This window comes from Streptomyces sp. NPDC090106 (assembly GCF_044747265.1).
GTDB lineage: Bacteria > Actinomycetota > Actinomycetes > Streptomycetales > Streptomycetaceae > Streptomyces.
Genome location: NZ_JBIVDS010000014.1, coordinates 152815 through 174265, shown reverse-complemented (window position 1 = coordinate 174265; position 21451 = coordinate 152815). Strand labels below are relative to the sequence as shown.

Sequence of the window (21451 nt, the reverse complement as noted above, 5' to 3'; positions counted from 1 at the left end):
AATAACGGGCGCGTGCGCGTGATACCGGGATCGATTGGGTTTGTCAAGGGATGGAGATCATCACGGTCCTGACCAGGGAGTTTTCCTGGAGAGGCAGCTACTGCCTACCCCTTGGAAATGCATATCCACTCGAAAGACCACACCACCCCTCATTTGTATTCGATTGGTAATGGTAGGGGGTGGTCAAATTCATAAACAATCCGGAAAAAGAATAAGGCCCCGCCATTTCGGCAGAGCCTTATCTCTTCACTTCGATTCTCTCCAGAATCCCCTAAGGAATTCCGGGATGCCATCAGGTGCGTCCGGATAAGTCTTCCGAACTATCTCCAGAATCTCTGGACTTGCCGTGAGTTCAGGATTAGTCCAGTGACTAGGCGCGTTCTGGCTAACCAGGATCCTATCCATTTCCTCTTCCTTATTCAGGTTCAGCTCTTGCGCCATAGCCTGAATATCTCCGAGATCCATAACCATTCCCAAGTCATTGAGAATGACACCTTCCCTCCACGCCCAGACCTTTACATCATAGGCACGGAGGAATTCCCTACGGTCTTCCTGGTCTTTCGCTTCCCAGACTTCCCCGTACTTCTTACCCGTTGCCTTGAGAGTCGGGTTAGCCCTCTCCGCTTCCAGCTTTGCCAGGAGAGCAACCTTTGCCGACAAGCTCTTGTGCATCCGCATGTACGACTCTTCCTGTCCCTCTCCGTCGTACTCCCCAGCGATGTACTTGGCTTCCAGATTCTCCAGGCGCGCCCTGGTGTCCTGTAGTTCCCTTGCTTGCGAAGGTCCCGTACCGGCACGCTCGTACATATCCCACGCCCCGATGCTGTCACGGACTGCTTGGTCAACGTGTGCATCGAGAGCGTCAGCACGGACATACAAGCCGTCCGCACAGGCTCCGCCCTTAAACTTGTTGGAGCACCGGTAGTACCTGTGACCAGGAACCTTCGTACCGTCTTTCTTGGTATGACCAGAACCCAGCAGTGAGCTAACGGGCGCTCCACAATGACCGCAGCGTGCAATACCAGCAAGCAGACTCTTAGCGCCGGTACGGCTTTCCGCCCCTACAGGCTTGGGAGCGGGTTTAATCCGGTCGACCAGATCTGTCCATTCATCCATGGTCGCTAGGGGTTTCTCCGGAAGAATAACGGGCTCTCCCTCGTTATCCAGAACAGCCTCACCCTTGTACGTATAGAGACCGGGAACCCAGGATGAGCGGATGAACTTGTTGATGATAGTCGATTGCCACTGCGTCCCCTTAGTCTCCTCCCCCTTCAACTTCCTGAGGTGGTCTCCCCATGTGAGTACGCCACGCTTATTGAAGTCCCGGGCAATCCTGTGTGTGGACTGACCCTCACGGACGCGAGAGAAGATCTCTTCTACGTAGGGGTGGAAGTCCTGGTCAATCTCCAGAACCTTCCTCTTGCCTCCCTCTACGGCCTTGATGCGGTAGCCGGTAGGCGGAGCACCTGTGAGCCATGAGCGGTTCTCCAGACGCTCCTGTACTCCGTTGAGGATGCGTGCCTGGATCGTGTCGTACTCAGCCTCAGCGAATACGGCTGTCATACCCGCCATCATCTTGCCTTGAGTATTCGACAGGTCGAACCCCTCTTCAACGCAGATGATGAACTTTCCATTCTCACGTGCCCACTGGGCAAGCTCATGGAAGTGCATGGCGCGACGGGTGAGCCTGTCCATCTTGGCCGCGATGATCACGTCGAACTCATCGGCCCGGGACGTGAGCCAGCGTCCAAGCCTGGGGCGCTTGAACGGAGAGATGGAGCCTGAGACGTCCGTGTCCTCTGCCTCGCCCACCAGGATGCCGGAGCGCTGAGGGGCGTTGACGTGGTGTCGGATGACGCCACGCTGCCACTCGATGGACGTCGAGCCGTCCGAGTCGGCAGAGAGGCGGAGACAGGAGAGGTACCGCAGACCAGGAGTCATGGGAGCGAGGCTAGCGCGAAGTCTGTGCCTAGGTAACCGACTTGACCTTGCCGGTAGGCACGTCTGTCCTCGTCCTCGTACTCGTCGGAAAACTGCATCGGAAAACTGGTCCTGATAGCACTGGGGCGGGTCGACCACGACCCGCCGGTACCAAGGCTAATGGTCTTCAGGCCGGTGACAAGACGTCGCCCGGTTGTTCCTTCGGGCAGGGAACTACCCTGGTCCGGTGCGTGACAAAACCCAAACGAATTCCGCCGGGCCCGGTGACCGACTGATCCGTGCCGGTGCCATCGTGTTCTTCCTCGGCACGGCCGCCACTCTCGTCACCGTGGCCCCGCTGTTCCTCGGAACGACCCCATTTCCGACCTACATGTTCCTGCTGAGCATGCTCATGGGCGTCGGCTTCCTGCTGGCCGCCGCGGGCGTACTGCAATCGGTCACCGCGGGACGCCGGCAGGCCCGGGCGGGCCGGTAGTTTCCGGCCACCGGGGTCAACTCGCCGTGCCGTAGGTCTCCGTGAGCCACGCGGGGAACCGGGTCAGGTCGGCGAGGATCACGTCGGCGCCGGCCTCGGTGAGTTCGGCGGCGTCGCAGGGGCCCGTCGGGACGGCCACGGAGAGCGCCCGCGCCGTGCGGGCACCGCGTACGTCGCCGACGTGGTCGCCGACGTAGACGGTCGCGCCGTGCTCGCGCAGCGCCTGCGCCTTCTGCTCCGCCCACAGGTCGCCGACGACCGCGTCCGGTGCGATGCCGAGGTGCGCCAGGTGCAGCTCGGCGTTGGGCTCGTACTTGGCCGTCACCACGATCGCCCGGCCCCCGGCCTCCCGTACCGCCGCGACGGCCTCACGGGCGCCGGGCATCGCCGGGGTCGCCTCGATGGCGATCGACGGGTACATCGAGCGGTACAGGTCGGCCATCGCCGGCACCTGCTCCGCCGGGAACCAGTTGATCAGCTCCTCCGCGAGCGGCGGCCCGAGCCGGGTGACCGCGAGGTCGGCGTCGATGTACGTCCCGGTCCGCTCGGCCAGCGCCCGGTAGCAGGCGTGGATGCCGGGCCGGGAGTCGATGAGGGTCATGTCGAGGTCGAAGCCGACCGTGGGCGCGGAGACGGACGCGGAAACAGGTGTAGAGGCCATATGAGCCATTGTGCCCGGGGCACGGAACGGTCCCGTAAGGGTCTAGCGCTGCCTCTGTGAACGCCAGACCAGGAACAGGGCCGAGGCGATCGCCGCGCCCCGCACCACCCACGGCCAGGTCTCGGCGATCGCGTCGTTCATGTGTCCCTCGAGGATCGGTTCGCCCCAGCGGCCCTCGGTCCTGCCCCACAGCCAGCCGACACCGGTGGCGAGCGCGAGGCCGGGCAGGAACATCACCGCCCACTTCGTCTCCCGCTCGCTGAGCCGGCGCGACGCGTACGCGACGACCCAGCCGACGAGCAGCACGATCAGGTTCCCGATGACCGCCCCGGCGACCAGGGCCGCGGCGGCGAGGAGCAGCAGGGGGTTGGTCCAGCGGCCCCGGGGCAGGGAGAGCAGCCGCCGCCGGGGCGCCGCCTCCTCCTCCGCCTTCACGGGCGCCGCGGCCACCGGCTTCTGCTCCGGTTTCCCCGAAGGCTCCTTCGGCGGGGGCGGCTTGAGCAGTTCGGGGATCTCCACGCCGCCGACGAAACCGGGCACGCTCTCGCCGGGTCCGAACGTGGTGTCGTCGATCCGCCACCAGTCCGGGTGGAGCGTGCTGTCGCCGCGTTCCTCCGTGGTCGCCAGATGCGGGCCGGTCGGCCGGGGCTCGGGCTCCGGGTCGGCGGGGCGGGGCTTCGGCACGATCCGGCGCAGCCCCTTGGGCCGTACCGGCTCGGCCTCCCGCTGCGCGGGGACGGCGGTGGGGGTGGGCGCCGGTTCGGGGCGTGTGGTGCCGCCCGCCGCGGTGACGACGTCGTCCGGGCTGCCGAGCCGGTCGATGATCCGCCGGACCGCCGCCGGGCTGTCGACGGGGGTCCTGGCCCGCCGCCGGTCGATCTCCGCGCGCAACTCCGACACGAGCCGCATCCGTGCCCCGGAGGGCAACTGCCGCTGGTGGGCCACGTCACCGACGCGGCTCAGATACTCGTAGACGACCTGGTCGCTCTCGATATCCACGAAGTCCCTCCGGGGGGTGGTGCGTTGAAACCCCGAGGGACGACGTTATCGCGCACACCCCCCACCACCTAGCTGCGCCGGGCCGTGCCGCGGGGCGGGCAGGAGGCATGAGCGGAGCGGAACCCGCTCGTCATGACCACCCGGTACCGTGACTCGGATGAGCACCCCGGCACCCTCGCCCCGCTCCCTCGCCGAAGCCCTCCGCGCGCGGGACGACGACTTCCTCGCCGCGCTTCTCCGTGCCCGCCCCGACCTCATCACGCCCGTCCCTACCGACCTGACCCAGCTCGCCACGCGCGCCGGGACGCGGGCCTCCGTCGTCCGGGCACTGGAGCGGCTGGACCGGTTCGCGCTGCAGAGCGCGGAGGCGCTGGCCGTGGCGGGCGAACCGGCGTCGTCCGGGGAGCTGCTGGGGCTGATGGCGGGGGACGCCGGTGACCCGGCCGTCGCCGCCGCGCTGCCGCGGGCGCTGCGCACCCTGCGCGCGCAGGCCCTCGTCTGGGGCGAGGACGACCGGCTGCGGCTGGTGCGGACCGCGCGGGAGCTGCTCGCGCCCTCCCCGCAGCATCCGTCGCCGACCGGGCTCGGGCCGACCGTGCAGGAGGCGACCGCGGGGATGTCGCCGGGCCGCATCCAGACGATCGTGGGCGCGGCGGGGCTCGCCTCGACCCATGACTCGGTGTCCGCGGTGACCGCGCTGACCGGGCTGTTCACGGACCGGGCGCGGATGGCCGCGCTGCTCGGCACGCTGCCCGAGGAGTCCCTGGAGGTGCTGCGGCGCCTGGTGTGGGGGCCGCCGTACGGGCAGGTCACCGCCGATCCCGCGCCCCGGCTGCGCGCGCTGCTCGACCTCGGGCTGCTGCTGCCGACCACGCCGGGCACGGTCGTCCTGCCGCGCGAGGTGGCGCTGCATCTGCGCGGCGGGCTCGCGCACCGGACGACGGAACCGGTGCCGCCCGTGGTGGAGGCGGCTGCGACGCACGCGGCGACGGTCGTGGACGCGACGGCGGCCGGACAGGCGTACACCGCGCTGGCGACCGTCGAGGAGCTGCTGAAGGACTGGGACGAGGGCGGGCCGGCCGTGCTGCGGGCGGGCGGGCTGAGCGTGCGCGACCTGAAGCGGACGGCGGTCGCGCTGGACGTGCCGGAGCCGGTCGCCGCGTTCTGGGTGGAACTCGCCTACGCGGCCGGGCTGCTGGCCTCCGACGGGGAGGCCGACGAGCGGTACGCGGCGACCCCGGCCTACGACGAGTGGCTGGAGCGTCCGGCGGCCGAGCGGTGGGCGGGGCTCGCCGAGGCGTGGCTGACGGCGACCCGGACCTCCGGGGTGGTCGGCGGGCGCGACGCGAAGGACCGCTCCCTGTCGGCGCTCGGCCCGGGCCTCGACCGCAGCGCGGCGCCCGAGGTGCGGCACCGGGTGCTGACCCTGCTGGCCGGGCTGCCGGAGGGGGCGGCGCCGAGCCCCGGGTCCGTGCGGGCGCGGCTGGCCTGGGAGCGGCCTCCGCGCCGCGAGGACGATCTGCGGGCCCGGCTCGCCGGCTGGACGCTCACCGAGGCGGAGCTGCTGGGCGTCACGGGACGCGGCGCGCTGTCGGCCCAGGGCCGGGCGCTGCTCGGGGCGGCCCCCGCGAAGGCCGCGGGGCGGGCGGAGCCGCGGGGTCCCGGCGACAAGCTGCCCGTGCACCATCACCACCACGCCCCGCCGGTCCCGGAGCCGCTTTCGGCCGCCGGGCAGGCCGTCGCCTCCGCTGCCGCCGCCCGGCTGCTGGCCCCGCTGCTGCCCGAGCCGCTGGACCACGTCCTGCTCCAGGCGGACCTGACGGCGGTGGCGCCCGGCCCGCTCCAGCGGCCCCTCGCACAGACCCTCGACGTGCTCGCGGACGTGGAGTCCAAGGGCGGCGCGACCGTCTACCGGTTCACGCCCGCCTCCGTACGGCGGGCCCTGGACGCCGGGCGGTCCGCCTCCGACCTCCAGGCCTTCCTGGCGGCGCACTCGCGGACCCCGGTGCCGCAGCCGCTCGCGTATCTGATCGACGACGTGGCCCGCAGGCACGGGCATCTGCGGGTCGGCGCGGCCTCCGCGTACGTCCGCTGCGACGACGACGCCCTGCTCAACGAGATCCTCGCCGACAAGCGGGCCGAGTCCCTCGGGCTGCGCCGCCTGGCGCCGACGGTGCTGGCCGCGCAGGCCGACCCCGCGAGCCTGCTCGACGGGCTGCGGGCGATGGGGTTCGCGCCGGCCGCCGAGTCCGCCGAGGGCGATGTGCTGATCGCGCGGGCGCACGCCCACCGCACCCCGCCGCGCACCGCGCCCGAGCCGGTCCCGGACGGTCCGCCCGTCCCGGACGCCACGCTGCTGTCGGCGGCGATCCGCGCGATCAGGGCGGGCGACCTGGCCTCCACGGCCCCGCGCAAGCAGTCCGGCGAGGCACCGCCCGCGGGCGGTGACCTCCCGCGCACCAGCTCCGCCGAGACCCTCGCCACCATGCAGGCCGCCGTCCTGACGGGCGAGGCCCTGTGGATCGGCTACGTCAACGCGGACGGCGCCGCCAGCCAGCGGGTGATCGCCCCGATCCGCGTCGAGGGCGGCTTCGTGACGGCGTACGACCACACGGCCGACGAGGTGCGGACGTATCCGCTGCACCGGGTGACCGGGGTCGCCGAGCTGGCCGAGGACTGAGGGTTCAGCACGGGCTGACGGGCGCGTCGGCGGGCAGGCCGAAGTGGGTACGGGCGGCGGCCTCCAGGGCGGTGGGCTCGGGGGCGGCCCCGCCGAGTTCGGAGACGGCGAAGTGGCCGAAGTGGGACGAGGTCCACCGCGCGTACCCCTCCCCGTCCGGCGGCTCCTCCCGGGTGAGGACCCGGTAGCCGCCGTCCGCGCCCCGCTTCAGCCGCACCACCTGGGGGAAGCGCGAGCTGCTGCACTCCACGAGGGACGCCGCCCGCACCCCGTACTCCACGCAGAACGTGTCCACGCCGGCCCGGACGACGCCGTCCCGCTCGTCCAGCTCCAGCGCCTCGGCCTCGCAGAACCAGTGCGCGTCGAGCCGCGGCACGCTCTCGCCGTACCCGGTGCCCTGCGACGCGGCCACCAGCCTCGCCTCTATGGCGGGCCGCACCTGGGCCCACAGCCGGTCGTCGACGTCGGCGGGCCGCACCACCCACGCCGCGCTCGCCGCCAGCACGACCACGGCTCCCCCGCCGACCACCCATCTGCCCGTCGTCACCGTGCGCTCCTCCCCGCCCTGTCTCCCGCCGGTCAAGACAGCCGAAACGGGGGCAGGGTTGCACGGCCCGCCCTGATCGCCCGCCGGTCAGGCACACTGGACGTTTGGCCGGTGCGAAGGGATGGCGTACGTGAACGGACCGCTGATCGTCCAGTCGGACAAGACCCTGCTCCTGGAGGTCGACCACGAGCAGGCGGACGCGTGCCGGCGGGTCATCGCGCCGTTCGCGGAGCTGGAGCGGGCGCCGGAGCACATCCACACCTACCGGGTGACGCCGCTGGGCCTGTGGAACGCGCGGGCGGCGGGGCACGACGCCGAGCAGGTCGTGGACGCGCTCGTGCAGTACAGCCGGTATCCGGTGCCGCACGCGCTGCTCGTCGACATCGCCGAGACCATGGACCGCTACGGGCGGCTGACGCTGAGCAAGCACCCCACGCACGGGCTGGTGCTGACGACGACCGACCGGCCGGTGCTGGAGGAGGTGCTGCGCTCCAAGCGGATCGCGCCGCTGGTCGGGGCGCGGATCGACCCGGACACGGTCGCCGTGCACCCCTCCGAGCGGGGGCAGATCAAGCAGACGCTGCTGAAGCTGGGCTGGCCCGCCGAGGACCTCGCCGGGTACGTCGACGGCGAGGCGCACCCCATCGACCTCGCCGAGGACGGGTGGGCGCTGCGCCCGTACCAGAAGCAGGCGGTGGAGAACTTCTGGCACGGCGGCAGCGGAGTCGTGGTGCTCCCGTGCGGCGCGGGCAAGACGCTCGTCGGGGCCGGGTCGATGGCGCAGGCCAAGTCGACGACGCTGATCCTCGTCACGAACACCGTCTCGGCGCGGCAGTGGAAGCACGAGCTGGTCAAGCGGACCTCGCTGACCGAGGACGAGATCGGCGAGTACAGCGGGACCCGCAAGGAGATCCGGCCCGTCACGATCGCCACCTACCAGGTGCTGACGACCCGGCGGAAGGGCGTCTACCCGCACCTGGAGCTGTTCGACTCCCGGGACTGGGGGCTGATCATCTACGACGAGGTGCATCTGCTGCCCGCTCCCGTCTTCAAGTTCACCGCGGACCTCCAGGCGCGGCGGCGGCTCGGCCTGACGGCGACGCTGGTGCGCGAGGACGGCCGTGAGTCGGACGTGTTCTCGCTGATCGGCCCCAAGCGGTTCGACGCGCCGTGGAAGGAGATCGAGGCGCAGGGGTACATCGCGCCCGCGGACTGCGTCGAGGTGCGGGTCAACCTGACGGACTCCGAGCGGCTCGCGTACGCGACCGCGGAGGCCGAGGAGAAGTACCGGTTCTGTGCGACGACGGCCACCAAGCGGAAGGTGACCGAGGCGATCGTGCGGCGGTTCGCCGGGCAGCAGATCCTCGTCATCGGCCAGTACATCGACCAGCTCGACGAGCTGGGCGAGCACCTGAACGCCCCCGTGATCAAGGGCGAGACGTCCAACGCGCAGCGCGAGAAGCTCTTCGACGCCTTCCGGGAGGGCGAGATCAGCGTGCTGGTGGTGTCGAAGGTGGCGAACTTCTCCATCGACCTGCCCGAGGCGACGGTCGCCATCCAGGTCTCCGGCACGTTCGGTTCACGGCAGGAGGAGGCGCAGCGGCTGGGCCGGGTGCTGCGCCCCAAGGCGGACGGGCATCAGGCGCACTTCTACTCGGTGGTCGCCCGCGACACCATCGACCAGGACTTCGCCGCCCACCGGCAGCGGTTCCTGGCGGAGCAGGGGTACGCGTACCGGATCGTCGACGCGGACGAGCTCCTCGCGGAGGGCTGAGCCGGGTGCGGGCCGGGCGTCACCTGCGGCGGACGCCCGCCCGTTCGTCGTAGTCGCCGAGGATCACCACGTCGAAGGCGGCGCGCGTGTACACGCGTATCGCGCGCAGGGCGTCGCCGAGGCGGTGGGTGCGGTGGGTGTCGGTGAGGGAGGTCGCTCCGGAGGGGCGACCGCGGGCCGGGGTGATGGTCGCTGCGCTCATGACTCCATGGTGGCTTTCACGGCATAAGGAGGGCATCGGTCCAAGGTCCCGACTTGCTGTGATACCTGAGGACGGCCTGTGGGTCCCGCCTCACCCGATGGAGGGAGGGGTGATCCCCTAGGGGGCGGCCACCCCCGGGGATCACCCGCGGAGGCGGGGAAATGCGTTCGCGGGGTGCCGGGGCGCTGCTCTAGAATCTCCGCTCTTGCCCGCCTCCCACCCGGAGTGCCGCCGCCCGGACGGAAACCGGTCGGTATCCCGCAGCGGCGGCCCGCCCGCCGCGCGCAGCAGCGAACCCGCCCGCAGCACCTTCGGAGGCACCCCCTTGTCCACGCACGTCGACGACCCCCTCGGCCGCGAGCGCACCCATCTCGCCGAGTCCCGTGCGGCCCTGCGCGCGATGCGCGAGGACGTCGAGTCCCTCGACATCAAGGACGTCGCCGCGAACTGGGTCAACGCCCAGATCCTCGCCCGGCAGATCGACGAGCGCATCAAGGCCCTCGCCGACCTCAGCGACACCCCGCTGTTCTTCGGCCGCCTCGACTACCTGCACGCACCCGGCGCCGAGCGGGCCGAGGGCGCGGAGGGCGAGCGCTTCTACATCGGGCGCCGGCACGTCCACGACCACGACGGCGACCCGATGGTCATCGACTGGCGGGCGCCCGTCTCGCAGCCCTTCTACCGGGCCTCCAAGAAGGACCCGCTGGACATCGCGCTGCGCCGCCGCTTCGGCTACACGCGCGGCGACATCACCGCCTACGAGGACGAGCACCTGTCGGACCCCGCCGAGGCGGCGGCCACCAGCAAGCTCCTCCAGCAGGAGATCGAGCGGCCCCGTGTCGGTCCCATGCGGGACATCGTCGCGACGATCCAGCCCGAGCAGGACGAGATCGTCCGGTCGGGGCTCGGCGGCACCGTCTGTGTCCAGGGCGGGCCCGGCACCGGGAAGACCGCGGTCGGCCTGCACCGGGTCGCCTACCTCCTCTACGCCCACCGCGAGCGGCTCGCCCGTACCGGCACGCTGGTCATCGGGCCGAACAAGTCCTTCCTGCACTACATCGAGCAGGTGCTGCCCGCGCTCGGCGAGCTGACGGTGCGGCAGGCCACGGTCGACGACCTCGTCGCCCATGTCGAGGTCCGCGGCACCGACGAGGCGCCCGCCGCGATCGTCAAGGGCGACGCCCGGCTCGCGGAGGTGCTGCGCAGGGCCGTCTACGCGCACGTCACCCTGCCCACCGAGCCCGTCATGGTGGTGCGCGGCTCCCGGCGCTGGCGGGTACCGGCGTACGAACTGGAGCGGATCGTCCGCGAGTTGCTCGACCGGGGCATCCGGTACGGCGCCGCGCGCGAGGCCCTGCCGCAGCGCATCGCGCATGCCGTGCTGGTGCAGATGGAGCGCTCGGGCGAGGCGCCGGACGACCGGGTGCAGGACGCGGTGGCACGCAACGCGGCGGTCAAGGCGGCGGTGAAGGCGATCTGGCCGCCCGTCGACCCGGCGAAGCTCGTGCTGCGGCTGCTCACCGACGCGGACTTCCTGGCCGCGCACGCGGACGGGATCCTCGACGAGGACGAGCGCAGGACGATCCTGTGGGCGAAGCCGGTGCGGTCGGTGAAGTCCGCCCGGTGGTCCGCCGCGGACGCCGTGCTGATCGACGAGGCGGCGGACATCGTCGAGCGGACGCATTCGCTGGGGCATGTGGTGCTGGACGAGGCGCAGGACCTGTCCCCCATGCAGTACCGGGCCGTGGGGCGCCGCTGCTCCACCGGGAGCGCGACCGTCCTCGGCGACCTGGCGCAGGGCACGACGCCGTGGGCGACGCGGAGCTGGGGCGAGGCGCTGGCCCATCTCGGCAAGGCCGACGGGGTGATCGAGGAGCTGACGGCCGGGTTCCGTGTCCCCACGGACGTCATCACCTACGCGTCGCGGCTGCTGCCGCACATCGCGCCCGGGCTGACGCCGGTCGCCTCCGTACGGGAGAACCCGGGGTTCTTCTCGGTGCGGGAGGTCGGTGGCGTGGCGGAGGTGGTCGCCGCGTGCGAGGAGCTGCTCCGCAACGAGGGGTCGACCGGGCTCATCGTCGCGGACGCGCGGGTGGCCGAGCTGGGCGCTGCGCTGGCGGGCGCGGGGATCGGGTATCTCGGCCCCGGTGAGGAGACCACCGAGGAGACCCGGCTGACGCTGGTGCCGGCGTCGCTGGCCAAGGGTCTGGAGTACGACTACGTGGTCCTGGACGAGCCCCAGGCGGTGGTGGACGGGGAGCCCGACGAACGCACCGGCCTGCGACGCCTGTACGTGGCGCTGACGCGGGCGGTCTCGGGCCTGATCGTGACCCACGAGATGGCGTTGCCGGCCGAGCTGTGACGGCGGGGACGGAGGCCACGCACCGCCGACCCCCGGGTGCGCGGGGACGGAGGCCACGCGCCGCCGACCCCCGGGTGCGGGCCCGCCGTGGCCGTTCGCGCAGTTCCCCGCGCCCCTGAAGTCAGGCGCCGCAGCCCGCGTTCCACCGCTCGGCGGCCAAGAAAGTGCCCCGCACTCCCCGCCGCCGGGTGCGGGCCCGCCGTGGCCGTTCGCGCAGCTCCCCGCGCCCCTGGGCGCCGCAGCCCGCGCCCCACCCGATCGCGCCCACGCGGCGGAGCCGCCGAGCAATACAGCCCCGCGCCCCTGAGGTCAGGCACCGCAGCCCGCGTTCCACGGCTCGGCGGCCAAGAGAGTGCCTCGCACTCCCCGCCGCCGGGTGCGGGCCCGCCGTGGCCGTTCGCGCAGTTCCCCGCGCCCCTAAAGTCAGGCACCGCAGCCCGCGTTCCACCCGATCTCGCCCACGCGGCGGAGCCGCCGAGCAATGCAGTCCCGCGCCCCTGAGGTCAGGCGGCGGAGCCCGTGTGGGTCAGTTGTCGTCCACTGCTCTGCGCCACTCCCGTACCGCTTCCTGCGACACCGGGGACTGCCAGCCGTTCGGTCTTGCTGCTCCGCCGATGTGGAAGGCGTCGATGCCCGCGGTGCGGAGGCGGGGGACGTGGGGGAGGTGGAGGCCGCCGCCGATGAGGAGGTGCTGTTCGTAGCCGGGGTCGCCGGTGCGGGCGGCTTCCGTGAGGAGGGTGGGGAGGCCGTCGTCGACTCCGGTGGGGGCGCCTGCCGTGAGGTAGGTGTCGAGGCCGGGCAGGTCCGCGAGCTGCTTGCGCAGGGCGTCGCGGTCGGCGGCGTGGTCGAGGGCCCGGTGGAAGGTCCAGCGGCAGCCGTCGATCGCCGCCGCCAGTGTCTCGACCGCGTCGAGGTCGACCCCGCCCTCCGCGTCCAGGAAGCCGAGCACGAACTGGTCGGCGCCGGCCGCCCGCAGCTCCCCCGCGACCCGCACCAGCCGGTGGACGTCGCCCGCGGCGAACCCGTCGGACAGCCGCAGCATCACCCGCAGGTCGATGTCGACGGCGGCCCGGACGCGCGCGAAGGTCGCGACGGAGGGCGTCAGGCCGTCGGCCGCCATGTCGGTGACCAGTTCCAGCCTGTCGGCGCCACCGGCCTGCGCCGCGACCGCGTCCTCGGCGTCGAGGGCGATCACCTCCAGGACTGCGCGCTTGCTCATGGCACCCCATTCATGTCACTGGCTTCGTCCGGCGAGGAGCGGTACGGGTCGACACTCGTCGATACAGGTCTAGTCCAATCACACCCTACGCCAGCGGCGCGCGACAATCAGGGCATGGCCGATCTCGACGCCCTTCGCAGCCGTTTCGTCCACGCCCTGGACGGTGCCCGGGACACCGGACCCGATCCCCTGCCGTACGCGGACGACCTCCTCGCCCGCTGGCGGGAGCCCCAGCGGCGGTACCACACGCTCGCGCACCTCACCGCCGTCCTCGATCACATCGACACGCTGGAGGCGTACGCGGACGACCCCGGCACCGTGCGGCTGGCCGCCTGGTTCCACGACGCGGTGTATCTGCCGGAGCGGTCGACGAACGAGGAGCGTTCCGCGCGGATCGCGGAACGGGCGCTCACCGAGGCCGGGGTGGCGGCGGCGAAGGCCGCGGAGGTGGCCCGGCTGGTGCTGCTGACCGTGACGCACGACCCCGGCGAGGACGACCGCGACGGCCAGGTGCTGTGCGACGCCGATCTGGCGATCCTGGCGGCGCCCCCGTCGGCGTACGCGGCGTACACGGCGGCCGTGCGCGAGGAGTACCACTTCGTGCCGGACGAGGCGTTCCGGGAGGGCCGCTCGGCGGTGCTGCGGCAGTTGCTGGAGCTGCCCCGGCTGTTCCGGACGCCGTACGGGGCGGAGCACTGGGAGGCCACGGCCCGTTACAACCTCGCGGGGGAAGTCGCATTGCTGTCGCCGTGAGGGCGGGCGCCGCCTAGCCTTCCCCGCATGGAACACAAGGGCGGGGAACGGGTGGCCGAGGCCGTCGCGGGTGCGGTGGCGGTGCTGCGGACGGCGGTCGACCGGGACTGGAAGGCGGTCAGGGCAGGCCGGGTGGAGTGGAGTTGTCACGAGACCGCCGTGCACATCGCGCAGGACCTGATCGTGTACGCGGGACGGCTGGCGAGCCGGGTGCAGGACGCCTACCGCCCCTTCGACGTGGTCGTGGACGACAGCACCGACAACGCCCGCGCGCTCCAGCTCGTCGAGGGCGGCGGCGCCCTGCTCGCGGCGACGGTCCGTACGACGCCCCCGCGGGTCCGCGCCTATCACCCGCGCCCGTTCCTGAGCGCCAACCCGGAGGGGTTCGCGGCGCTGGCCGTCGGCGAGGTGCTGCTGCACACCCACGACATCGCCGAGGGCCTGGAGCTGGTCTACGAACCCCCGGGGGAGCTCGCCGAGTTCGTCCTGACCCGGATGTTCCCGCACGTGCGGCCGGACGCCGACCACTGGCGGACCCTGCTGTGGGCCACCGGCCGCGGGGAGCTGCCCGGGCGGGAGCCGGTCACCGGGGACTGGGCCTGGTACAACAACCTCGTCCTCGACACCGGCCGGCTCACCCTGGAGGCGCTCACGCCGGCCGCCGCGCTCGATCTGCACCTCGGCGGCGACGGCGGTTTCGCGTGGGTGGAGGACGGCCCCTTCGAGGGCACCCGGCAGGCGTCGGGAATGCTCGCCAAGGCGTACGAGGAGGGCACGCACCGCCCGGGGTGGGGCGTGTTCGTCCTGGTCCGGCGCGACGACGGCCGGGCGGTCGGCGGCATGGGCTTCCACAGCGCCCCGGACGAGGACGGCCGCGCGGAGGTCGGCTACGACCTGGCGCCGTCCGCGCGGGGCCGGGGGTACGCCACCGAGGCGCTCGCCGCGATGACGGAATGGGCGCTGGCCCAGGACGGGGTCCGCTCCCTGGTCGCGACGATCGACCACGACAACGCCGCCTCCCAGCGCGTGGTCGCCCGCACCGGCTTCCGGCGGGCCCCGGCCGAGGAGGAGCGCGCGGTCAACGAGGAACGCGACCACGACCAGGCACTGCGCCTGTACGTCCGGCACGCCTAGTCCGGCACGCCCAGCGCCCAGGGCCTGCCTACGCGCTCGGGCGGCCCTTGGGGCGGCGCAGGCCGGCGGCGGTGAGCAGCCGGACCACCTCGCGGCTGCTGACCTCGACCGCGCCGGCGGCGACGACGTCCGCGTACCGGTGGGAGGGGATGTCGTAGTGGTCGCGTTCGAAGGCGCGCCGGGGCACGCCGAGGCCGTCGGCGAAGGCGTGGAGCTCGTCGTAGGAGACGTCGCTGACGAGGTGGGACCAGAGGCGGCCGTGGCCCGGCCAGGTGGGCGGGTCGACGTAGACGGTCACGAGGCGGGCGCCCCGCCGCCGGCCGGTGCGAGGGAGCCGACGGCGGCGACCTTCACGCCCGCCTTGTGGCACACCCAGTGCGGGTCGGGCCCCAGTTCCGGTTCGACGTCGAGGGCGTGCGGGTCGCCCGCGCCGCACACCGGGCACAGCGGCCAGCGTCCGTACCGCTCCAGCAGCGCGTCCTGCACGTCCTGCGCGACGAGCCCGGCGACGAAGCCGACGCCCTCGGGCCACTGCTCCACCCACCACCGCCGCTGGACGACGGACTCCTCGACGAGCGACACCACGTCCGCCTCGGCCACCTCGCCCGCGACCAGATCGGCGAGCACGAGGGCGCGTGCCGCGTGCAACGCCTGTTCCAGGGGACTGACCGAGGGATCCATGCACCCATTGTGCGCACTCTTGACCGATCCACCGGCCCGAAAATATCTTTCAGAGGTGACCCAGAAGGTGAAGGAAATTTTCGACGGCGCCGCGGCCCCGAGCACACCGCCCGCGCCCGCCGCCCTCGCCGCCAAGGTGCGCACCCTGGCCCCGTCCATGACCCGCTCCATGCAGCGCGTCGCCGAGGCCGTCGCCGCCGACCCGGCGGGCTGCGCGGCCCTCACGGTCACCGGGCTCGCCGGACTGACGGGCACCAGCGAGGCGACGGTCGTGCGCACGGCCCGCCTCCTCGGCTACCCCGGCTACCGCGATCTGCGGCTCGCCCTGGCGGGGCTGGCCGCCCAGCAGCAGTCGGGGCGCGCGCCCGCGATCACCACGGACATCGCGGTGGACGACCCGATCGCGGACGTCGTCGCGAAACTGGCGTACGACGAGCAGCAGACCCTCGCCGACACGGCGGCCGGCCTGGACACGGTCCAGCTCACGGCGGCGGTGTCGGCCGCGGCGAGCGCCCGCCGCATCGACGTGTACGGCATCGGCGCCTCCGGCCTGGTCGCCCAGGACCTGACCCAGAAGCTCCTGCGCATAGGCCTGATAGCGCACGCCCACAGCGACCCGCATCTCGCCGTGACCAACGCGGTGCAGCTGCGCGCGGGCGACGTCGCCATCGCCATCACCCACTCCGGCTCGACCGGGGACGTCATCGAACCCCTGCGGGTGGCCTTCGAGCGCGGGGCGACGACGGTGGCGATCACCGGCCGCCCGGACGGCGCGGTCACCCAGTACGCCGACCACGTCCTGACCACGTCCACCGCCCGGGAGAGCGAGCTGCGCCCGGCGGCCATGTCGTCGCGCACGAGCCAGCTGCTGGTGGTGGACTGTCTGTTCGTCGGGGTGGCGCAGCGGACGTACGACACCGCCGCGCCCGCGCTGTCCGCGTCCTACGAGGCGCTGGCGCACCGGCACCGCCGATGAGACCGACCCCAGAGCGCCGACCGTAGAGAGCCTTCCGTACCGTCCTGGATCCGAGAGAGCCGCTCCCCCATGACCTCTGCCCCCCGTGACCTGCGCGCCGAGCTGGAGACCCTGACCACCGAGGCGTTCCGCCCGGAGCTCGCCGACATCGACCGGCTGCCCACCCTCGACATCGCCCGCCTGATGAACGGCGAGGACGCGACCGTGCCGACGGCCGTGCGGGAGAAGCTGCCCGAGATCGCCGCCGCCATCGACGCCCTCGCCGAGCGGATGGCGCGCGGCGGCCGGCTGGTCTACGCCGGCGCGGGCACGGCGGGCCGGCTCGGGGTGCTGGACGCCTCCGAGTGCCCGCCGACCTTCAACACCGGCCCCGGCCAGGTGATCGGCGTCCTCGCGGGCGGCCCGGCGGCGATGGTGTCGTCCGTGGAGGGCGCGGAGGACTCGGCGGAGCTGGCGCGCGCGGACCTGGACGGGATCGCCCTCGGCCCGGCCGACACGGTGGTGGGCGTCTCGGCGTCGGGCCGCACCCCGTACGCGATCGCCGCCGTCGCGCACGCGCGGGCGCGGGGCGCGTTGACGGTCGGGCTGTCCTGCAACGCGCACAGCGCACTCGCGGCGGCGGCCGACCACGGCATCGAGATCGTCGTGGGCCCCGAGCTGCTGACCGGCTCCACCCGGCTGAAGGCGGGCACGGCCCAGAAGCTGGTCCTGAACATGCTGTCGACGATCACGATGATCCGGCTGGGCAAGACGTACGGGAACCTGATGGTGGACGTGCGGGCCTCCAACGAGAAGCTGCGCGCCCGCTCCCGCCGGATCGTCGCCCTCGCGACGGGCGCCGGGGACGAGGAGATCGAGCGGGCCCTCGCGGCGACCGACGGCGAGGTGAAGGACGCGATCCTCGTGCTCCTCGCCGGAGTCGACGGGCCGCGTGCCACCCGCCTTCTGGAGGAGTCCGGCGGCCGACTGCGCGCCGCGCTGGCGGCGGCGGGGAGCTGACCAGCACGCTCGTGCCATGCCCACCTCGTACGACCTCGCCACCGCCCTCCTGCCCCTTGTCGGCGGCCCCTCCAACGTGACGTCCGTGGCCCACTGCATGACCCGGCTGCGGCTGGGTCTCGCGGACGGCTCACGGGTGGACGGGGAGGCGGTGCGGGCGCTGCCCGGGGTGCTCGGCGTGGTCGAGGACGGCGACTCCTGGCAGGTGGTGCTCGGCCCCGGGGTCGTCGCGCGGGTGACCGCCGAGTTCGAGGCGCTGCTGCGCAAGGAGCGGCAGAAGGACCGCAACGCGACCCCGCTCAAGCTGCTCCTGCGCCGGGTGGCGAACATCTTCGTGCCGCTGATCCCCGCGCTGATCGGCTGCGGCGTCCTCGCGGGCGTCAACGGGCTGCTCGTGAACTCCGGCCGGCTGACCGGGGTGACCCCGGCGCTGACCGCGATCGCGTCGGCGTTCATGTCGCTGATCGCGGTGTTCGTCGGCCACAACACGGCGAAGGAGTTCGGCGGCACACCGGTGCTGGGCGGGGCGGTCGCCGCGATCGTCGTGTACCCGGGAGTGGCGAAGGTGACGGCCTTCGGGGTCGCCCTCTCCCCCGGCCAGGGCGGGGTCCTGGGCGCCCTGGCGGCGGCGCTGCTGGGCACCTACGTCGAGCGGTGGTGCCGGGGCCGGGTCCCGGCGGCCCTGGACGTCCTCGTCACCCCGACGGTGACGGTCCTGGTCGCGGGCCTGACGACCCTGTACGTGCTGATGTACGCCGCCGGGACGGCCGCCTCCGCCATCGGCACCGCCGCGACCTGGCTCCTCACGACGACGGGCGCCTTCGCCGGCCTGGTCCTCGGCGGCCTCTTCCTCCCCCTGGTCATGCTCGGCCTGCACCAGGCCCTCATCCCCATCCACGCCACACTCATCGAGCAGCAGGGCTCCACCGTGCTGCTGCCGCTGCTGGCGATGGCCGGTGCGGGCCAGGTCGGCGCGGCCCTCGCGGTGTACGTGCGGCTGCGCCACGACACGACCCTGCGGGCCACCATCAAGTCGGCGCTGCCCGCGGGGCTGCTGGGCGTCGGGGAGCCACTGATCTACGGCGTCTCCCTCCCTCTCGGCACCCCGTTCCTGACCGCGTGCGTCGGCGGGGCGGCGGGCGGGGCGTTCGTCGGCTTCTTCGCGATGCTGGGCGACCCGGTGGGCGCCACCGCCATCGGCCCCTCGGGCTGGGCCCTGTTCCCGCTCCTCGCGGGCGACGCGAACTGGCCGACGCTCGCCGCCGTCTACGGCGGCGGCCTGCTGACGGCGTACGCGGTGGGCTTCGGCGCGACCTGGGCGTGGGGGACGCGGCGGCGACCGGTGCCGGTGAAGGCCATGGCGGCCGTCACCGAGGAATAGCGTTCCGCGCCACAGCCTCACCACAGGCTCCTGGTGTCTGATCACCTCGCCCGTGACGAGCATCGTGGAAAGAGCGCACCGGTGAGATTCGACGCCTTCACGATCGTCGGCGCCATGGTGGCGAACGCCGTTCTCCTCGCGGTCCTCTTCCATGGCCTCTGGGCCCGGAAGCGGCGCGGGGCACCGGAGTTCGAGTCGTTCCGCGGCCCCCGCCTCCTCGCCGGGGCCGCCGCCGCGGTCGGCGGGTTCGTGCTGGTGATGGCCGTGAACGGGACCTGGCACCTCAGGATGCAGCAGGTCCTGGTGGCGCTGGCCTACGCCATCGCCGTCGACTGCTCGGCCGAGCTGTTGCCCCGCCGACGCCTCGCCCACCCGGCCCTGGGCCCCGCTCTGACGGCCACCGCCGTCACGCTGGCCTTCGGCGGGAGCGCGGCCTGGGGGTACAACGACCTGATGCTCGTCTGACGGAACGGAACCGGACGAGGCACGACGGCCGGCCCGGTCACGGGCGTCAGTTCAGCATTCTCCGCTCCTGGTTCACCTGCCTCACCCGCGCCCGCAGCACCTCCTCCCGCGCCACCGGCTCCGTCTCGTGCGGCGGACAGTCCCACTCCCGGCCGCCCCCGACCGGCCGCAACTGCGCCCGCCCGGCCAGGTGTCCCATCACCTCGCCGATCCGGCCGTCCCGCCCGTCGATGACGTACGACCCGACCGGCGGCCTCTCCGCCCGCAGCACCGACGCCAACCGCTCCGCCGTACGCGCGTTGCAACGCCCCAGGTCCACCAGTGCGAACGGTTCCTCGCCCGCCTCGCTCACCGGGTCCACGCACAGGGACGGCAGCACCACCCCCACCCCCACCAGGGCTTCCTTGAGGGTCGCCACCACTTCCTCCGTCGGCCGCACGAACACTCCACCTCCACGCCGAGTTCCCGATTCGCTACACAGAGTGGCGCCCGCGTCCCTAACCTGGCCATACGAGGCAGCCCAACACCCTTGTCCGTGAGACCGGGAGTCGCCCATGGCCGGACCGAAGGACCTCGACCCGTCGTCCTCCCCGAGGGCCCTGCTGGGGGCCGAACTGCGCCACGCGCGGGAGAAGGCGCGGCTCAGCCAGGAGGAGCTGGGCCAACGCCTGTTCGTGAGCGGCTCGTTCATCGGCCAGCTGGAGTCCGGGACCCGCCGGATGCAACCGGAGTACGCACGCCTGCTGGACAAGGAGCTGGGCACGGAGGACTTCTTCCAGCGCAACTGCGTCGCCGCGGCCAAGTCGAAGTACCCGGAACACTTCGCGGAGGCGGTGGAGGCGGAGGCGGAGGCGATCGAGATCCGGGAGTACGCGCCTTCGCTGATCCCCGGTCTCCTCCAGACCCCGGCGTACGCCCATGCCGTGTGCCGCGTCTACCGGCCGACGGCACCGGAGGAGGAGATCGAGAAGCTGGTGAGGCTCCGTATGGAACGGACGCGGCTCCTCGATGACCCGACAGAGCCGTTGGTATGGGCGGTGATCGACGAGGCGGCGCTGCGCCGGGCGGCGGGCGGACCCCAGGTGATGGCGGAGGCGTTGCGTCATATCGCCGAACTGGCCCGGCGGGGCCGGGTGATCGTACAAGTACTGCCGTTGGATGCCGGGGCGCATCCGGCGATGGAGGGTGCCATCAAGCTGATGGACTTCGAGAACGCCCCGCCCCTGGTCTACTTCGAGGGCGTCGGCATGGGACGGCTGGAGGACGATCCGGCCACCGCGAAGCACCAGCGCTTCACCTACCACCTCCTCGTGGCAGCGGCTCTCTCCCCCCAGAACTCCCTGGCTCTGATCGAGGCGATGGCGCAGGATTACGCCCATGAGGAGCAACCCTGAGCACGGCCTTGACGCAGCCACCTGGCACAAGTCCAGCTACAGCGGAGGAAGTGGCGGCAACTGCCTCGAAGTCGCCACCGGTCACCCCGCCCTGATCCCCGTCCGTGACAGCAAGAACCCTCACGGCCCCCGTCTCGCCTTCGCGTCGCGGACCTGGGCCGCGTTCGTCGACGGAGTGAAAGCCCGCTGATCCGGGCTCGTGGGTACAGTGCTGGTGACCCCACGACCGGAGCCGTTCCATGAACCACGCCCAGCTCACCGCTCTGGGCCGAGCCCTGCGCCTGATCGGCGAGCACGGCGAGGCCCTGAACTCCGACACCCCCGACGCCAGGCTCCACGAGGTCAAGGCGGACCTCAAGCGTGCCCTGGAGCTGCTGGACGAGAGCGTCACCTCGGCCGCCCCGACGACCCGCTGCGCCGAGCACCCCAACGGGCCGGTCGACGAGAACGCGCCCGATCTGTGCCTGCTGTGCGAGACACGGCGCAGGGCGGCCCGGCGCTCGCAGATCAACGGGCCGTCCGCCCCGGCGCAGGCGGCGTCCGCGCCCTCCCGGTACGGCGTACGCGCCGACCGTCCGCAGCCCCAGCAGCGGTATCTGCCGGAGCTGTGGAACGGCCAGGAGTGGCAGCTGTGCGGCACCCCGCGCCGGGACCGCCGCGAGGCCGAGCAGTACCTCGCGGCGGCCCGCCGGGGCCCGCGCGCGGCGATGGCGTACCGCCTGGTGCACGAGTTCACCGACTACGAGGTGCTGCGGGTGTGGGGCACCCCGGTGAAGGTGGACATCGAGCCCCTGGGCAACCTGTAGTC

The 21451-nt window shown here is 72.3% G+C and carries 22 protein-coding genes; 13 read left to right on the top strand and 9 right to left on the bottom strand.

Annotation, left to right across the window (positions count from 1 at the left end; genetic code table 11):
• Positions 1-246 precede the first annotated feature (246 nt).
• Positions 247-1941 (bottom strand): recombinase family protein, encoded by a 1695-nt coding sequence (locus ACIPSE_RS36915; protein ID WP_401671688.1) that lies wholly within the window; start codon positions 1939-1941, stop codon positions 247-249.
• A gap of 226 nt (positions 1942-2167) precedes the next feature.
• Between ACIPSE_RS36915 and ACIPSE_RS36910 the strand changes: the two genes are divergently transcribed.
• Positions 2168-2416 carry a hypothetical protein gene (locus ACIPSE_RS36910; protein WP_401671686.1) on the top strand — a complete coding sequence of 83 codons (249 nt, stop codon included), beginning with the start codon at positions 2168-2170 and terminating at the stop codon, positions 2414-2416.
• Between the two features lie 16 nt (positions 2417-2432).
• On the opposite strand, the gene ACIPSE_RS36905 is transcribed toward ACIPSE_RS36910, so the two are convergent.
• Positions 2433-3086 (bottom strand): HAD family hydrolase, encoded by a 654-nt coding sequence (locus ACIPSE_RS36905; protein ID WP_401671683.1) that lies wholly within the window; start codon positions 3084-3086, stop codon positions 2433-2435.
• A gap of 33 nt (positions 3087-3119) precedes the next feature.
• Complete coding sequence (locus ACIPSE_RS36900) at positions 3120-4076, bottom strand: hypothetical protein (RefSeq protein ID WP_401671681.1); 957 nt, start codon at positions 4074-4076, stop codon at positions 3120-3122.
• Positions 4077-4233: 157 nt separating this feature from the next.
• Here ACIPSE_RS36900 and ACIPSE_RS36895 point away from each other — a divergent pair, with 157 nt between their 5' ends.
• Positions 4234-6756: a helicase-associated domain-containing protein gene (locus tag ACIPSE_RS36895; RefSeq protein WP_401671679.1), complete on the top strand. Its 2523-nt coding sequence runs from the start codon at positions 4234-4236 to the stop codon at positions 6754-6756.
• 4 nt (positions 6757-6760) lie between these two features.
• Here the strand turns inward: ACIPSE_RS36895 and ACIPSE_RS36890 are convergent, their stop codons facing one another.
• Positions 6761-7303 carry a hypothetical protein gene (locus ACIPSE_RS36890; protein WP_401671677.1) on the bottom strand — a complete coding sequence of 181 codons (543 nt, stop codon included), beginning with the start codon at positions 7301-7303 and terminating at the stop codon, positions 6761-6763.
• Positions 7304-7433: 130 nt separating this feature from the next.
• Here ACIPSE_RS36890 and ACIPSE_RS36885 point away from each other — a divergent pair, with 130 nt between their 5' ends.
• Positions 7434-9077, top strand: coding sequence for a DNA repair helicase XPB (locus ACIPSE_RS36885; RefSeq protein WP_401671675.1), 1644 nt, complete (start codon positions 7434-7436; stop codon positions 9075-9077).
• 19 nt (positions 9078-9096) lie between these two features.
• Here ACIPSE_RS36885 and ACIPSE_RS36880 read toward each other — a convergent pair whose 3' ends face one another.
• Entirely contained in the window at positions 9097-9279 is a 183-nt protein-coding gene (locus ACIPSE_RS36880; RefSeq protein ID WP_401671672.1) for a hypothetical protein, read from the bottom strand.
• Positions 9280-9604: 325 nt separating this feature from the next.
• On the opposite strand from ACIPSE_RS36880, the gene ACIPSE_RS36875 reads away from it, so the two are divergent.
• Complete coding sequence (locus ACIPSE_RS36875) at positions 9605-11641, top strand: HelD family protein (RefSeq protein WP_401671669.1); 2037 nt, start codon at positions 9605-9607, stop codon at positions 11639-11641.
• Between the two features lie 526 nt (positions 11642-12167).
• Here ACIPSE_RS36875 and ACIPSE_RS36870 read toward each other — a convergent pair.
• A complete protein-coding gene (locus ACIPSE_RS36870; protein WP_401671666.1) occupies positions 12168-12860 on the bottom strand; it encodes a copper homeostasis protein CutC in 693 nt (230 codons plus the stop codon).
• 114 nt (positions 12861-12974) lie between these two features.
• Here ACIPSE_RS36870 and ACIPSE_RS36865 point away from each other — a divergent pair, with 114 nt between their 5' ends.
• Positions 12975-13613: a hypothetical protein gene (locus tag ACIPSE_RS36865; protein WP_401671664.1), complete on the top strand. Its 639-nt coding sequence runs from the start codon at positions 12975-12977 to the stop codon at positions 13611-13613.
• Positions 13614-13640: 27 nt separating this feature from the next.
• Positions 13641-14747, top strand: a complete 1107-nt coding sequence (locus ACIPSE_RS36860; protein ID WP_401671662.1) for a GNAT family N-acetyltransferase — start codon at positions 13641-13643, stop codon at positions 14745-14747.
• A gap of 28 nt (positions 14748-14775) precedes the next feature.
• On the opposite strand, the gene ACIPSE_RS36855 is transcribed toward ACIPSE_RS36860, so the two are convergent.
• The gene (locus ACIPSE_RS36855) at positions 14776-15045 is read right to left on the bottom strand and encodes a DUF4031 domain-containing protein (protein ID WP_401671660.1); all 270 of its coding nucleotides are present in this window, start codon (positions 15043-15045) and stop codon (positions 14776-14778) included.
• Positions 15042-15428: a hypothetical protein gene (locus ACIPSE_RS36850; protein ID WP_401671658.1), complete on the bottom strand. Its 387-nt coding sequence runs from the start codon at positions 15426-15428 to the stop codon at positions 15042-15044. Before ACIPSE_RS36850 ends, ACIPSE_RS36855 begins: the two co-directional genes overlap by 4 nt.
• Before the next feature lie 55 nt (positions 15429-15483).
• On the opposite strand from ACIPSE_RS36850, the gene ACIPSE_RS36845 reads away from it, so the two are divergent.
• The 4 genes from ACIPSE_RS36845 (at position 15484) to ACIPSE_RS36830 (ending at position 19249) form a co-directional block, all read left to right on the top strand.
• Positions 15484-16404, top strand: coding sequence for a MurR/RpiR family transcriptional regulator (locus ACIPSE_RS36845; protein WP_401671655.1), 921 nt, complete (start codon positions 15484-15486; stop codon positions 16402-16404).
• 69 nt (positions 16405-16473) lie between these two features.
• Entirely contained in the window at positions 16474-17403 is a 930-nt protein-coding gene (murQ, locus tag ACIPSE_RS36840) for an N-acetylmuramic acid 6-phosphate etherase (RefSeq protein ID WP_401671653.1), read from the top strand.
• 16 nt (positions 17404-17419) lie between these two features.
• Positions 17420-18784 carry a PTS transporter subunit EIIC gene (locus ACIPSE_RS36835; RefSeq protein WP_401671650.1) on the top strand — a complete coding sequence of 455 codons (1365 nt, stop codon included), beginning with the start codon at positions 17420-17422 and terminating at the stop codon, positions 18782-18784.
• A gap of 81 nt (positions 18785-18865) precedes the next feature.
• Entirely contained in the window at positions 18866-19249 is a 384-nt protein-coding gene (locus ACIPSE_RS36830) for a hypothetical protein (protein ID WP_401671648.1), read from the top strand.
• 46 nt (positions 19250-19295) lie between these two features.
• Here ACIPSE_RS36830 and ACIPSE_RS36825 read toward each other — a convergent pair whose 3' ends face one another.
• The gene (locus ACIPSE_RS36825) at positions 19296-19688 is read right to left on the bottom strand and encodes a hypothetical protein (protein WP_401671645.1); all 393 of its coding nucleotides are present in this window, start codon (positions 19686-19688) and stop codon (positions 19296-19298) included.
• A gap of 115 nt (positions 19689-19803) precedes the next feature.
• Here ACIPSE_RS36825 and ACIPSE_RS36820 point away from each other — a divergent pair, with 115 nt between their 5' ends.
• Genes ACIPSE_RS36820 through ACIPSE_RS36810 form a run of 3 tightly spaced genes read left to right on the top strand, consistent with a single transcriptional unit; the run spans position 19804 to position 21449 of the window.
• Complete coding sequence (locus ACIPSE_RS36820; RefSeq protein WP_401671643.1) at positions 19804-20643, top strand: Scr1 family TA system antitoxin-like transcriptional regulator; 840 nt, start codon at positions 19804-19806, stop codon at positions 20641-20643.
• Positions 20627-20833, top strand: a complete 207-nt coding sequence (locus tag ACIPSE_RS36815; RefSeq protein ID WP_401671641.1) for a DUF397 domain-containing protein — start codon at positions 20627-20629, stop codon at positions 20831-20833. The genes ACIPSE_RS36820 and ACIPSE_RS36815 overlap by 17 nt, the downstream gene beginning before the upstream one ends.
• A gap of 49 nt (positions 20834-20882) precedes the next feature.
• A complete protein-coding gene (locus ACIPSE_RS36810) occupies positions 20883-21449 on the top strand; it encodes a hypothetical protein (protein WP_401671639.1) in 567 nt (188 codons plus the stop codon).
• Positions 21450-21451 lie beyond the last annotated feature (2 nt).

Excerpts from the sequence above, each read along its gene's own strand:
- ACIPSE_RS36865 (WP_401671664.1), top strand. The coding sequence starts at position 12,975 with ATGGCCGATCTCGACGCCCTTCGCAGCCGTTTCGTCCACGCCCTGGAC.
- ACIPSE_RS36835 (WP_401671650.1), top strand. The coding sequence starts at position 17,420 with ATGCCCACCTCGTACGACCTCGCCACCGCCCTCCTGCCCCTTGTCGGC.
- ACIPSE_RS36815 (WP_401671641.1), top strand. The coding sequence starts at position 20,627 with ATGAGGAGCAACCCTGAGCACGGCCTTGACGCAGCCACCTGGCACAAG.
- ACIPSE_RS36850 (WP_401671658.1), bottom strand. The coding sequence starts at position 15,428 with ATGGATCCCTCGGTCAGTCCCCTGGAACAGGCGTTGCACGCGGCACGC.
- ACIPSE_RS36905 (WP_401671683.1), bottom strand. The coding sequence starts at position 3,086 with ATGGCTCATATGGCCTCTACACCTGTTTCCGCGTCCGTCTCCGCGCCC.
- ACIPSE_RS36880 (WP_401671672.1), bottom strand. The coding sequence starts at position 9,279 with ATGAGCGCAGCGACCATCACCCCGGCCCGCGGTCGCCCCTCCGGAGCG.
- ACIPSE_RS36895 (WP_401671679.1), top strand. The coding sequence starts at position 4,234 with ATGAGCACCCCGGCACCCTCGCCCCGCTCCCTCGCCGAAGCCCTCCGC.
- ACIPSE_RS36820 (WP_401671643.1), top strand. The coding sequence starts at position 19,804 with ATGGCCGGACCGAAGGACCTCGACCCGTCGTCCTCCCCGAGGGCCCTG.
- ACIPSE_RS36860 (WP_401671662.1), top strand. The coding sequence starts at position 13,641 with ATGGAACACAAGGGCGGGGAACGGGTGGCCGAGGCCGTCGCGGGTGCG.
- ACIPSE_RS36915 (WP_401671688.1), bottom strand. The coding sequence starts at position 1,941 with ATGACTCCTGGTCTGCGGTACCTCTCCTGTCTCCGCCTCTCTGCCGAC.
- murQ (WP_401671653.1), top strand. The coding sequence starts at position 16,474 with ATGACCTCTGCCCCCCGTGACCTGCGCGCCGAGCTGGAGACCCTGACC.
- ACIPSE_RS36870 (WP_401671666.1), bottom strand. The coding sequence starts at position 12,860 with ATGAGCAAGCGCGCAGTCCTGGAGGTGATCGCCCTCGACGCCGAGGAC.
- ACIPSE_RS36810 (WP_401671639.1), top strand. The coding sequence starts at position 20,883 with ATGAACCACGCCCAGCTCACCGCTCTGGGCCGAGCCCTGCGCCTGATC.